This window comes from Streptomyces sp. W1SF4 (assembly GCF_003950035.1).
Taxonomy (GTDB): domain Bacteria; phylum Actinomycetota; class Actinomycetes; order Streptomycetales; family Streptomycetaceae; genus Streptomyces; species Streptomyces racemochromogenes.
Genome location: NZ_CP034350.1, coordinates 6,489,514 through 6,501,787 on the forward strand (window position 1 = coordinate 6,489,514; position 12,274 = coordinate 6,501,787).

The 12,274-nt window shown below is 74.8% G+C and carries 10 protein-coding genes; 3 read left to right on the forward strand and 7 right to left on the reverse strand.

From position 1 onward, the window contains the following. Positions 1 to 108 precede the first annotated feature (108 nt). Positions 109 to 1,794: a ricin-type beta-trefoil lectin domain protein gene (locus D1J60_RS30195; RefSeq protein ID WP_241253445.1), complete on the reverse strand. Its 1,686-nt coding sequence runs from the start codon at positions 1,792 to 1,794 to the stop codon at positions 109 to 111. Positions 1,795 to 1,997: 203 nt separating this feature from the next. Between D1J60_RS30195 and D1J60_RS30200 the strand changes: the two genes are divergently transcribed. From D1J60_RS30200 to D1J60_RS30210, 3 genes are all read left to right on the forward strand, one after another. Next, entirely contained in the window at positions 1,998 to 2,654 is a 657-nt protein-coding gene (locus tag D1J60_RS30200; protein WP_164720998.1) for an AsnC family protein, read from the forward strand. A 116-nt stretch (positions 2,655 to 2,770) separates the two neighbouring features. Further along, positions 2,771 to 3,691, forward strand: coding sequence for a serine/threonine dehydratase (locus tag D1J60_RS30205; RefSeq protein ID WP_125823246.1), 921 nt, complete (start codon positions 2,771 to 2,773; stop codon positions 3,689 to 3,691). Between the two features lie 121 nt (positions 3,692 to 3,812). Further along, entirely contained in the window at positions 3,813 to 4,172 is a 360-nt protein-coding gene (locus D1J60_RS30210) for a hypothetical protein (protein WP_125823247.1), read from the forward strand. Between the two features lie 30 nt (positions 4,173 to 4,202). On the opposite strand, the gene D1J60_RS30215 is transcribed toward D1J60_RS30210, so the two are convergent. From D1J60_RS30215 to mdlC, 6 genes are all read right to left on the reverse strand, one after another. Beyond that, positions 4,203 to 4,412: a hypothetical protein gene (locus D1J60_RS30215; protein ID WP_125823248.1), complete on the reverse strand. Its 210-nt coding sequence runs from the start codon at positions 4,410 to 4,412 to the stop codon at positions 4,203 to 4,205. After that, complete coding sequence (locus D1J60_RS30220; RefSeq protein WP_125823249.1) at positions 4,409 to 6,325, reverse strand: peroxidase family protein; 1,917 nt, start codon at positions 6,323 to 6,325, stop codon at positions 4,409 to 4,411. The genes D1J60_RS30215 and D1J60_RS30220 overlap by 4 nt, the downstream gene beginning before the upstream one ends. Before the next feature lie 9 nt (positions 6,326 to 6,334). Beyond that, positions 6,335 to 7,708, reverse strand: coding sequence for an alpha/beta fold hydrolase (locus tag D1J60_RS30225; protein WP_125823250.1), 1,374 nt, complete (start codon positions 7,706 to 7,708; stop codon positions 6,335 to 6,337). Between the two features lie 13 nt (positions 7,709 to 7,721). After that, complete coding sequence (locus D1J60_RS30230) at positions 7,722 to 9,074, reverse strand: cytochrome P450 (RefSeq protein ID WP_125823251.1); 1,353 nt, start codon at positions 9,072 to 9,074, stop codon at positions 7,722 to 7,724. Continuing rightward, entirely contained in the window at positions 9,071 to 10,486 is a 1,416-nt protein-coding gene (locus D1J60_RS30235; protein ID WP_125823252.1) for an FAD-linked oxidase C-terminal domain-containing protein, read from the reverse strand. Before D1J60_RS30235 ends, D1J60_RS30230 begins: the two co-directional genes overlap by 4 nt. A gap of 63 nt (positions 10,487 to 10,549) precedes the next feature. Next, on the reverse strand, positions 10,550 to 12,160 hold the full coding sequence (mdlC, locus tag D1J60_RS30240) for a benzoylformate decarboxylase (protein ID WP_125823253.1): 1,611 nt from the start codon (positions 12,158 to 12,160) through the stop codon (positions 10,550 to 10,552). Between the last annotated feature and the right edge of the window lie 114 nt (positions 12,161 to 12,274).

Consider the following 12,274-nt stretch of genomic DNA (forward strand, 5'->3'; position numbering starts at 1 on the left):
GCTCCGCCCCGGGCCAGTGAACCCGCCACCCCCGCCGGGCGGGGGCCCGCCCGGCGCCGGTTCCCCCGGAAGTGTGAGGGCGCCGGGCCGCCGTCGGCCGGAGGCGGCCTAGACCGGGAGGGACCAGGCCTGGTCCACCTGGTGGTCGCCGCAGGCCGTCAGCCGCAGCCGCTCGGCCGGGGCGTCGGGGGTCGCGGGTGCCGCCGGGGCGGTGAGGCACTGCCCGCCGGTCTCCTCGACCAGGGTCCCGTCGCGCCGGTGGCTCCAGCTCTGGCCCGCCTGCCGGCCCGGGGCGCAGTCCGCCAGCTCCACCAGGCCGCCCGCACGGGCCGTCAGGCACGCGCCGGCCAGCTTCAGCCGGCCGCCGCCGCCCAGGGTCCACCGCTGGTCGGCCCCGGCGGTGCAGGTGCCGAGGACCACCGAGCCGACCCCGCTGGTGCTGGCCCCGTCGGCGCACTTGGCCCCGAGCCCGTTGATCTGCCCGGTGGGCACGGCCTCGGCGCAGCCGCGCGGGGTGAGCCGCCACACGGCCGTGTCGTGGGCGGCGAGCCGCCCCGTCAGCGCGTCCACCACCTCGGTGCGGCGCCCGGTCCACAGGTCCTCGGCGTCCGCCACGCACGCGGCCGGCAGCCCGATGTCGGCCAGCGGTACGGAGACGTCCCGGGCGCTGCCGGAGCGGTTGAGCACGGCCACCGCGCGGTCGCCGTTGGCGAGCGGCCGGGCCAGTACCTCGAAGGTGGCGTTGGAGGAGACCACGGCGCCCTGCCGGCCCAGCGGGTCCTGGTCGAGCCCGATCAGGCGGGTGTTGCCCAGCGCGGCGAGCCCGCCCGGGGTGAGGGCCGACACGTCGGAGGACAGGATGAAGGGGGCCGCCATCATCGCCCACAGCCCGACCTGGCTGCGGCTCTCCGCGTCCGTGAGGCCCGGGGCGCCCGCGATCAGGAAGTCGGGGTCGTTCCAGTTGCCGGGGCCCGCGTACCGGCCGAGCCAGCGGTTGTAGCCGTAGTTGCCGAGCACCGAGCTCCAGCGGGAGGTGGCGGGGGCGTTCGGGGCGTACACCTTGATGTCCCGGCCCTCGCGCCACAACTGGCCCGTCTCGCCGACCCAGTCGAGGACCCTGTGCCAGTCGGAGCCGCCCCATTCGCCCTGCTGGAAGTAGGCGGGCGCGGAGGCGGACAGGACCATCGGGCGGCCGCTGTCGCGCAGCCCCCGGGCGACGGAGTTGTAGGCGTCCCGGTAGGCCTGCTCCTTCGTCTTCCCGGGCGGCACCCACAGGTTGCAGCCGTCCATCTTGACGTAGTCCACCTTCCAGGACGCGAACAGCCGCGCGTCGCGGGCGTAGTGGTCCGGGCCGCCGCCGTCGGGGGAGCCGCTGCCCGGGTACCGCTCGCAGGTGAGGGAGCCGGCGTCCTCGTAGATGCCGAACTTCAGCCCCTTGGCGTGCAGGTACTCGCCGAGCCAGGCCATGCCGTGCGGGAACTTGACGGGGTCGGTGACCAGGTTCCCCTGCGCGTCGCGCTCCTTGAGCATCCAGCAGTCGTCCACGGTCACCGTGTCGTAGCCCTTGGCGGCGAGACCGCTGGAGACCAGGGCGTCGGCGTTGGCGACCACCTTGGCCTCGTCGATGTCGCACATGTAGTGCGCCCAGTTGTTCCACCCCATGGGCGGGGTGAGGGCCAGCGGGGTGTCCCAGGTCGCGGTCGGCTCGGCCGCCGCGGGGGCGGGGACGAGCGCGAGGGCGAGCAGGGCGGCCGCGGTGAGACAGGGGAGCGCGGCGCGCGGGCGAGGCGGCACGGGGCCTCCTTGGCGTGGGGGAGTACCGGTGGATGTTCGTGCCTCAGTGCAGCGGTGCGGTCACGCGCTGTCAACGGGAGTCGGTGGTTATGGCTCAATGACCAGCAATTTGGCCGCGGTCGATGTCACACGTCCGTGGCGGGCGGGATGGGGGGCGCGGAATGCCCACGCCGTATGTTACGGCGGCTGATACGCTGTATCTCATGCCGAGGAGATCACCCGCCCTGGACCGCGCGACCCCGCCGGCCATCGCCGTCACCGCCCTGCGCATCCTCGACGAGGAAGGGCCCGGGGCGCTCAGTTTCCGGGCCCTGGCCGAACGGCTCGGCGTCTCCCACGCCACCGTCCAGCGCCGCTGCACCGACCTCGCCGGCCTGCTGGACCTGTGCACCGACCACCTCGCCGGACAGCTCCCCGAAGTCCCCGCCGGCACCGGCTGGGCCGAAGCCTGCGAGATGCGCTTCGGCGCCCTCTACCGGCTGCTCACCGCCCACCCCGGACTGCTCGTCCTGCGCGGCGGGCGCCCCTGGCTCGGCCGACAGCTGCTGGCCCGCCTCGTCGAGCCCGCGCTCGCCGACGGCGTCGCCGCCGGGATGACCCCGGCCGAGGCCATGACCGCCTACCGGCGGATGTACCTGCTCACCCTGGGCAGCGCCGCCTTCGTCGACCACCGCGACCCGGCCGGGGCCACCGCCGCCTCCCGGGCCGCCATCGCCGCGCTCGACCCGGACGGGTTCCCGGTCCTCACCGGCGCGCTGGCCGAGGTACTGCCCCCGCTGACCGACCACGAGGTCTACCACGGCGCCCTGCGCCAGCTCATCGAGGCGGCCCGGCCCACGGGCCCGCGGGCCGCGTCCTGACCCCGCACGTGTCCTGACGGCACGTGTCCTGACGGCACGTGTCCTGACGGCACGTGTCCTGACGGCACGTGTCCTGACCCCGCACGTGTCCTGACCCCGCGAAAGGCAGACCCACCATGGAACAGCAGCTCGACTACGCCGCCGTCCGCGCCGCCGCCGCCCGTACCGCGGGCGCGGTCCGCCCCGCCGCGGTCGTGCCCGCCTCTGAGGGCGTCTGGTATGCCCTGGAGTACCTCCAGCACACCGGCTCCTTCAAGGCGCGCGGCGCGCACAACTTCCTCGCCGCGCACCGCGAGGCGGGCCGCCTCCCGGCCGCCGGCGTCACCATCGCCTCCGGCGGCAACGCCGGCCTGGCCTGCGCCTGGGCGGCCCGCGCCCACGGCATCCCCGCCACCGTGTTCCTCCCCGCCAACGCCCCGCGCGTCAAGGTCGACCGGCTGCGCGGCTACGGGGCCGACGTACGGCTCGTCGGCGACCGGTATGCCCAAGCCCTCGCCGCCTGCCGGGAGTTCGCCGTCGCCAGCGGCGCCCTGAGCAGCCACGCCTACGACCACCCGCTCGTCGCGGCCGGCGCCGGGACCCTGCTCGACGAGGTGCGGGCCGCCCTGCCCGGCCTGGACACCGTCGTCGTCGCGGTCGGCGGCGGCGGGCTGTTCGCCGGCGTCGCCACCGCCGCCCGCGAGCACGGCGTCCGCGTGGTCGCCGCCGAGCCCGAGCACTGCCGGGCCCTGAACGCCGCCCTGGAGGCGGGCGAGCCCGTCGACGTCCCGGTGGCCTCCGTAGCCGCCGACTCCCTCGGCGCCTCCCGCGTCTCGGCGGACGCCCTGGCCGCCGCCCGGCACGCGAACGCCGTGTCGGTGCTCGTCCCCGACGGGGCGATCACGGCCGCCCGCAGGGCGCTCTGGGACGAGCACCGGATCGTCGTCGAGGCCGGCGCCGCCACCGCCCTGGCGGCCCTGCGCACCGCCCCGGAGCCGCTGGGCGAGCGGGTCGCGGTCGTCCTGTGCGGGGCCAACACCGACCCCCGCGACCTCTGAACGACGATCGTCGCCCCGGCCCGAGACTTTCGAGTACGGCACCGGCCCCCGCGCCCCTGCGAGGCTCCGGCTGCAAGGTGCGGACCGCACCGCGACGTCGAGGGCACGGAGGAACGGGGCCATGGCTCAGCGCAAGGGTTGTCTCATCGGGTGCGGTATCGCGCTGGTGCTGGGGGCAGGGCTCCTCGTGGCGCTGTTCTTCGGGGCGGCCAAGGTCCTGGACATAGCCGACAAGACCCTGCTCGACCCGAAGGTCTACGAGGCGGTCAAGGTCGGCGACGCCGAGAGCGAGGTCCGCGCGAAGCTCCCCTCGGGCGACACCTTCGTCAAGGACGCCCTCAAGGAAGGCGGCCCCGCCGAGCCCGCCGGCAGCGTCTGCGCCTGGTACCTCTCCGCCGCCGACGGTCAGACCGAGGACGTGTTCCGCCTCTGCTTCAAGGACGGCAAGCTCGCGGAGAAGGCCCAGTACCGCATGAAGTAGCACCGGGACCGGGCCCCACCCCGCCCCGGGCTACCCCCGGCCGTCCAGCCGGGCCGCCGAGCGCGACAGCCCGTCCGCGGCCGTGGCGCACCGCTGGGCCAGCTCCTCGACCCGCGCCCGGAAGGCGTCGGCCTGCGGGCCCCGCCAGTCCAGGCCGGCACAGGCGCCGCGCAGCCGGTCCGCCCGCTCGCGCAGGGCCGCGGCGTGGCTGCGCAGTCCGTCGGCGGGGTGTCCGCTCACGACCGCTCCTTCCAGGGGGCGAAGGCGTTGGTCACTCCGGCCAGCGCCGGGGCCAGCTCGGGGTGGTGCCGCAGGAGGACCGTGACCATCGAGTTCCGGTCGATCCAGCGCAGCCCCTCGGGGGTGTACACCTCCGGCCGGTAGTCCGTGGTGAAGAACCGGTCGCTCTTGATGCGGCGGGTGGCCATCAGGGCGAACACCCGGAACAGGGTGTCGCTGAACCCGAAGCCGGCCGGCCGGGGCTCGGCCAGGTTCCCGACCAGGGTGTCGACCCGGTCGAGCCGGCCGTCGTACAGCTCCCGCAGCAGCGGGGTGTCCCCCGGGTGCCCGCCGGTGAGCTCCTCGAAGGAGGTGACGGGCCGCTTGCGCAGCATCCGCCGCTGGGCGTTGTAGCGGGGGATGCCCCGCTCCCGGTCGCGCAGGACGTCGACCGTGCCGAGGTCGATGTGCTCGCCGGACAGCCGCTTCAGGTTGCGCAGCGCGTCCGGGTGGTTGTGCAGGACCAGCGCCCCCGGGTTCGAGACGCCGAAGGTGTAGAACAGGTCGCTCATCCCGTACGCGTCGACCGCGGTGCGCGTGGTCGCCCCCTGCATGTCGTCGAAGCCGACGGTCTCGCGCGGCGTACCGCGCCGGTGGTCCCGGACGGTGATCTCGTCGGGGATCAGCGGGTGCAGCCGGTACGCCGAGACGAACTCCTCCGTCATGGAGAACGGCGCGGCGTGGTGGTCGGTGCCCGAACCCCGGGAGCCGCTGAGGACCTCGCCGCCGATCCGCCCGAAGGTCCTGGTGACCCAGCGCGGCAGCAGCCCGTCCCAGTTGGCGCGCATCGCCCGGTGCACCACGGGGTGGTCGAGGATGCCCGGGGTCCACTCCACCGTGTGGATCTTCGCCATGAGCGCGGTGTTCACCAGCCGCGCCGTGTGGAAGATCCGCTCGTCGTCCCAGGTGGGGTGGTGCGAACGGATCAGGTCGCAGACGGAGTTGTGCTCCTTGGCGAAGAGGGTGTGCAGCAGCGACAGGCCGGTCCAGTAGTCGCTGTTCATGCCCGTGGCGTCCAGGCAGTCCATTCCGGGCCGCGGATCGGCGGGCAGCCGGCCGCCGTCGACGATCAGCCGGCCGTGCTCCCCGGTCCGCAGCGAGCGGCAGCGGGCCTCGTCCGACCCGTAGATCTGCGAGCCGTCCCACCAGTGGCTGACGGTGTTCTCGTACGTCGGCGGGACGTCCGGGGTGGTGTGCGCGACCGGGTCGGGGCGGGTGCGGTTCACCCGCATCGGGCAGCCGCCGCCCTGCTCGGCCCAGTCGTCGTCGGCGGCGAGCGGGACGGTGAACGGCTCGGCCTCCTCGTTGTCCCCGTGGTTGGCCCAGCCGTGGTTCTGGAACTGGATCCAGGCGGCGGCCAGCAGGTTCAGGGAGGGCGCGGGGACGAAGCCGCGCCGGGCCAGCAGCTGCCGGCTCACCTCGCGGGGACTGGGCGTCATCAGCGCCTCGTCCTCGTCCGGATACGCCATGTGCAGCGGGGTGTTGCGGTCCAGACGGGTGCCCACCCGGCCCATGTCCTCGTCGTACGGGTCGTAGCCGGAGCCGTCGTACGAGCGGTACGGCGCGAGGTGCCCGGTGGGCCGCCGGTCGCGTTCGCCGCCCGCGCCGAAGGTGTCGTGCAGGTTGTGGCGGCGCAGGTCCTCCCGGATCACGGCCAGGTTCAGCAGGCCGAGCGGGGCGGGCAGTTCGTACCACTCGCGGGTCCGGTTGACGCGGGCGAAGGCCGCCGACTCCAGCCGCTCCAGCAGTCCGGGCGGGCCGTACGGCCGCTGCGGCGCGGGCGGCGGCTGGTGCCGGTGGGAGGCCTGGGCCGGCAGCTCCGGCGCGGCCGGCGCCGCGTCCGTCGGGGGAGTGTGCGCGTCGGTGTCGGTCATGCGGGGTCCTCAGCGGTCGTGGAGGGTGAAGAGGTGCGTGCCGGTGACCCGGCCGCGGAAGGCGGCGAGTTCGGAGTCGACGTGCGTGCGCGCGTGCGGGACGTCGTGCTCCAGGTTGTGCGCGTACCGCTCCGCGGCATGGCACAGCGGGAAGGCCTGCGTGTCGTCGGTCCAGGTGAACTCCGTGAACTCCTTGGGGAGTTCGATGGGCGAGACCGTCGAGCGGCCCTCCAGGCTCGGTACGATGTCGTGCTCGTTGACGAGGGAGACCACCCGGGTGCGCGGATCGGCGGCCCGCTTGTGGTCGATGGGCGAACCGATCGCGACCACGTGCGTCACGGTGTACAGCGCGTTGAAGTCCCGGCTCGCCGCCAGGTTCATCGCGGTGATCCCGCCCTGGCTGTGCCCGACCAGCGCCACCTGCGCACCGGAGGGCACGAGCCGGCGCAGGGCCCGGACCACCGCACGGGTGTAGGTGGTGTCGATGGCGCCCACCGCGTTGAGGCTGCCCAGCAGGTCCTGCGGACTCTCCTGGTTGAAGCACGGCCCCATCCCGGCCAGTTGGACGACGTAACGGTGTTCCCCGTCCGGCCCGGCGACCTGCTGGACGAGCAGCAGCCCGCGCGTGCCGATCCGGTCGATGTTGCGGACGTAGCCGACGATCGTTCCGGAGTCGTCGATGCTGCCCAGCAGTGCGGCCGAGGGCGTGTGCGGCTCCGCCCGGCCGGGGCCCCGGTTGAGGAGCGCCCACACCGAGTTGCCGATGCCGGCGAGGTACTCGGAGGTCAACGGCCGGCCGGTGGCGATCTGCCAGCCGGCGGTGTCGTTGAAGGGGTTCTCGTCGGTCAGCGCGTTCCAGGCCATGATGTCCGTGAAGGACGGCGCCAGCAGGGCGAGGGCGTACTCGGCGCCCTTCTCCGTCAGCAGGCCCCGGAACAGCCGTACCGCCTCGGTCTGGCGGTCCTCGTCGATGGCGCGCAGCACCCGCGAGGTGGTCGGGTTGTCGAGCAGCTCCGGGTGGCGGACGGCCGCCGCCCGGATCCTGGCCTTGAGGCCGGTGACGGCGAGGCTGACCGCGAGGCTCTCCCGGCTGGTCAGCACCCCGGCCAGCCAGAGCGCCCCGGCGAGCGGGGAACTGCCCTGCGGGGCCCAGCCCAGGCCCTTCGGGTCCATCAGGGTCCGCAGCAGCGCGCGCTGCGCGGCGCGGGCCCGGCGCCGCCCGGCCGCCGCCAGCGGCAGCCGGGCGCCGAGGGCGACGCGGGAGGCGTACCGGGCGGCGTCGCGGACCGCGTCGGCCGCTTCGGCCAGCTCGCGGCAGACGTGGTGCAGGGAGGCGATGTCGGGCTGGGTCACGGACGCCCGGGCACCGTTGGCTTCGGTCATGGCGGCCTCCCTCCTACACCCGGCCGAGGCGCAGCCGGATGCCGGCCGTGTCGAGGATCCCCGGCAGCGGGCGCCCCGGGTCGAGCACCGGACGGGCCCCGGTGAGGCGGTGGCCGCGCAGCACCTCGGCGCAGACCAGGGAGGTCAGCAGCAGGGCGACGTACTCGCCCGGGCAGCGGGCGCCGCCGTGGCTGAACGGGGCCACCCGGGTGTCCCGGTGCGCGTCCGGGGCCAGCCAGCGGCCCGGCGCGAACAGGTTCCCGCCGTCGACCCGCTCGGGGTCGCGCTGGTGGAAGCCCATCGGCACCAGCACGTTGGTGCCGGCCGGGTAGCGCACCCCGCCCCACTCGGTCTCGCGGCGGGTGACCCGTACGAGGTCGGGCACGATCGGGTACAGCCGCACCGACTCCTCCAGGCAGGCCCGCAGCCTCGGCAGCCCGGGGACGCGGCCGGCCGCCTCGGCGTGGGCGGCGTCCTGTTCGGCCGGGTGGTGGGCGAGCAGCAGCAGGGTGCGGGCGACGACGGGCGCGGCGAGGTCGATGCCGAGCAGCCAGTGGTGGGTCTGGCCGAGCGGGTCGGTGCCCTCCGGGCAGGGCTCGGCCAGGGCGCGGGCGGCCAGGGTGTGGGCGGGCGCGTCGGCCGCGTACCGGGCGATGCGGGCCTCGATCCTGGAGTAGAGGGCCTTCGCGGCCTCCGGCTTGCTGCGGCCCATCCAGTTGGCCTGGCCGCGCAGGGTGGCGAGCCAGTCGGACAGCTCCTGGTCGTCGGAGGCCTGGTCGCCGAGGACCACCCGCCGGGAGATGCGGGTCAGCGTCTTCCACAGCAGCGGGAAGTCGACGACGGAGCGGGAGGTGAGCCGCCGGCACTCCTCCTCGACCACGGCCCCGAACTCCGTACAGGAGGGGTGCACCGGCCGGTCGGCGGCGAGGGCGTGGTCGTTGACCCGGCGCCGGTCCTCGCGGACCGGGCCGTGCGAGCAGATCACCCCCGTCGGTTCGAAGACGGACAGGCTGGCGTACTTGTCGTCGGCGTCCATCGCGAGGACCGACACCGGCTCCTCGAAGAACCGCCGGACGTCGCCCTGGTCGAACAGGACGAGCATCTCTCCGGAGAGCGCGCGCACCATCACCGGCGCGCCCCGGTGCCGGGCCCGCATCGCGCGCAGCGTGGCGTTGGACCAGGCGGGCTGGTTGACGCGGGAGTACAGCGCCATGACCGGGAAGCGCGGGTTGGCGACGCCGCGTACGAAGACGGGCAGGGTGTGCGTGGCGACGAAGCGGACGGTCTCCGCCAGGCCGGCCCGGACGGGCGGCAGCCCGGACGCGCCGCCCCGGGTGGTGTCCGGGGCCTCGGTGGACTGGGTCATGCCGCGACCACCTTGCCGGGGTTGAGGAGGTTCTTGGGGTCGAAGAGCCGCTTGAGGCCGCGCTGGAGCTCCAGCGAGACCGGTCCCAGCTCGCGCTCCAGCCACTCCCGCTTCAGGGTGCCGATGCCGTGCTCCCCGGTGGTGGTGCCGCCCAGTTCGAGGCCGGCCGCCATGATGGCGTCGTACGCCTCGCGGGCGCGGCGGACCTCGTCCGGGTCGGACTCGTCGAAGACGACCGTGGGGTGCAGGTTGCCGTCGCCGGCGTGGCCGAGGGTGAAGACCCGCAGGCCGTACCGCCCGGCGATCTCCTCGATCCGCCCGACCAGCACGGGCAGCGCGCTCCTCGGCACGGCGACGTCCTCGATGAACGCGGTGAGCCGCCCGCCCCGGGAGGCCATGTACGCGGCGAGGGCGGGGCTGACCAGCCGACGCGCCTCGATGATCTCGTACGCCTCCTCCGCGGTGGCGGACGTGGCGATGTGCTCGGCGCCGGCCTCCTTGCAGAGGATCTCCATCGCGGACAGCTCCGAGGAGGGGTCGGCGCCGTCGCTCTCGACGATCAGGGTGGCGGCGCTGCCGGGGCGCAGCAGCGGGTGGGTGCCGAGGTCCACGACGGCCCGCGTCGTGGCCCGGTCGAGGAGTTCGAGCGCGGACGGGGTGTGCCCGGCCGCGGTGATGGCGGCGACGGCGTCCCCGGCGGCGGTCAGGGTCGGGAACTGGGCCAGCAGCGACAGCGCCGGCGGCCGGGCGGGCCGCAGCGCGAGGGTGGCGCCGACCACCACCGCCAGGGTCCCCTCGGAGCCGACGATCAGGCGCGTCAGGTCGTACCCGGCGACGCCCTTGGCGGTGTCCCGGCCGGTGCGCATCCGCCGCCCGTCCGGCAGGACGAGGTCCAGTCCGAGGACGTAGTCGGCGGTCACCCCGTACTTCACGCAGCAGATGCCGCCCGCGCCGGTGGCGATGTTCCCGCCGATGGTGCAGCGGTCCCAGGAGGCCGGGTCCGGCGGGTACGTCAGCCCGTGCTCGGCCACCGCTTCCGCGAGGCGCCGGGTGGTGACCCCGGGCTCGCAGCGCACCAGCCGGTTGGCGGGGTCGACGGACAGGATCCGGTCCATCCCGGCGGTGGACAGCACCACGCAGCCGTCGACGGCGTTGGCGGCGCCGGCCAGGCCGGTGCGGGCGCCCTGCGGGACGACGGGGACGTCCAGTGCGTACGCGGTGCGCATGACGTGCTCGACCTGCTCGGCCGTGCGGGGGACGGCGACCACGGCCGGGGTGCCGCACTCGGAGAAGGGGGCGGAGTCCCGGGCGTGGGCGGCGCGTTGCGCCGGGTCGGTGAGCAGGGCCTGCGCGGGGAGCGCGGAGCGGAGCCGTTCGAGGAGCAGGGAGGTGGTGTCGCTGGTGAGGGGCATGCCGGCCTTCCGGGGCGGTGCGGTGGGGCGACGGGGGTGGAGCGACGGCGGTGGGGCTGGGGCCTACAGGGTGGGCAGTTCGGTGGTGACCGGTACGTCGATCAGCACCGGGCCGTCCTGCTGGAGGGCCGACTCCCGGACGAGCTTGGTCAGTTCGCCGAAGCCGGTCGCGCGGTGGGCGCGGACCCCGTAGCCGGTGGCGACGGCCGCGATGTCCAGGCCTGGGATGTCGAGGCCGGGGGCGCCCTGGGCGCGTTCCACCTCGGCGAACCACTGGAGGATCGCGTAGCGCTGGTTGCTCAGGACGACGAAGGTGACCGGGACCTTGTACGCGGCCGCGGTCCACAGCGCCTGCACGGCGTAGTGGGTGGAGCCGTCGCCGATGACGCAGACCACGGGCCGGCCGGGTGCGCCGAGCTGGGCGCCCACGGCCGCGGCCAGGCCGAAGCCGAGCCCGCCGCCCGCCGTGAAGAGGAACGAGCCGGGGGTGTCGATCCGGGTGGCGTCGTGGAACTGCCCCAGGTTGGACGGGGACTCGTTGACCCAGAGGGTGTTCGCCGGGGCCCCCTGGGCGATGGCCGTCATCGCGGCGAGCGGGGTGAGCACCCCGTCCACCTCGGCGGCGGACTCGGCCCGCGCGATCCGCGCGGCCGGGGCGGCGGCCTCCCGCGCGGGCAGCTCCGCCAGCAGGGCCCGCACCGTCAGGGCGAGGTCGGCGACGACCGCGTCCCCGACGGGCGCGCGGGCCGCTTCCTCCGCGTCCCGGGTCAGGTGCACCAGCTCGGTGCCCTCGGGCAGATGGGCGCCGGGGACGTAGGGGTAGTAGCAGAACACGGGGGCGCCGATCACCAGGACCAGGTCGTGCCCCTCCAGGCAGCGGGAGAGCGGCGCGATGGCCGGGGGCAGCGTGCCCCGGTACTGGGGGTGGGACTTGGGGAAGGAGACCCGGCCCTCGGTGGGCGCCGACCAGACGGGCAGGCCGGTGCGTTCGGCCAGTTCCACGACGGCGTCCCAGGCCCCCGAGGCGTCCACGTCGTTGCCGGCGACGAGGACGGCGCTGCGGGCGCCGGCCAGGCGGGCGGCGAGCCGCCGGACCACCGCGGGGTCCGGCGCGGCGGCGTGCGTCACGGTGCGGGACGCGGTCCGCAGGGCGGCCCGGTCCTCGTCCTCGCCGAGGACGACGTCGAAGTCGTCCATCGGCAGGGAGACGAACACCGGCCCCTGCGGCGGGGTTTCGGCGATCTGCACGGCCCGGGCCAGGGCGGGGGCGACGTCCGCCGCGCGCGGGGGCTCGTAGGCCCACTTGACGGCGGGCTGCGGCAGCAGGGTGGACTGCGGGTTGGTGAGCAGGGCCTCCATGGTGAGCATGGCGCGGACCTGCTGGCCGGCGGTGACCACCATGGGGGTGCGGTTGGCGCGCGCGTTGAGGATGGCGCCCATCGCGTTGCCCGTGCCCGGGCCGGTGTGCAGGTTGACCAGGCCGGTGGTGCCGGAGGCGAGGGCGAAGCCGTCGGCCATCCCGACGACCACGGCCTCCTGGAGCCCCAGTACGTAGCGGAAGTCGTCGGGGAACTGCTTGAGCATGGGCAGTTCGGTGGAGCCGGGATTGCCGAAGACCGTGGTCATCCCGCGGGCTCGCAGGACGTCGAGGGCCGACTCGCGGACCGTGCGCATGGAGGTTCCTTCACGGAGCGGATGAATGCGGTGGGTGATCAATGCATCACATTGCGTTGATCAAGGCAAAATCCATGATCCGTTCGGGTCGGACGCCGAAGAACCCCTGGTGTC

Coding starts and splice junctions, on each gene's coding strand:
- D1J60_RS30210 (WP_125823247.1), top strand. CDS start 3,813: ATGGCTCAGCGCAAGGGTTGTCTCATCGGGTGCGGTATCGCGCTGGTG.
- D1J60_RS30220 (WP_125823249.1), bottom strand. CDS start 6,325: ATGACCGACACCGACGCGCACACTCCCCCGACGGACGCGGCGCCGGCC.
- D1J60_RS30225 (WP_125823250.1), bottom strand. CDS start 7,708: ATGACCGAAGCCAACGGTGCCCGGGCGTCCGTGACCCAGCCCGACATC.
- D1J60_RS30235 (WP_125823252.1), bottom strand. CDS start 10,486: ATGCCCCTCACCAGCGACACCACCTCCCTGCTCCTCGAACGGCTCCGC.
- D1J60_RS30205 (WP_125823246.1), top strand. CDS start 2,771: ATGGAACAGCAGCTCGACTACGCCGCCGTCCGCGCCGCCGCCGCCCGT.
- D1J60_RS30230 (WP_125823251.1), bottom strand. CDS start 9,074: ATGACCCAGTCCACCGAGGCCCCGGACACCACCCGGGGCGGCGCGTCC.
- D1J60_RS30200 (WP_164720998.1), top strand. CDS start 1,998: ATGCCGAGGAGATCACCCGCCCTGGACCGCGCGACCCCGCCGGCCATC.
- mdlC (WP_125823253.1), bottom strand. CDS start 12,160: ATGCGCACGGTCCGCGAGTCGGCCCTCGACGTCCTGCGAGCCCGCGGG.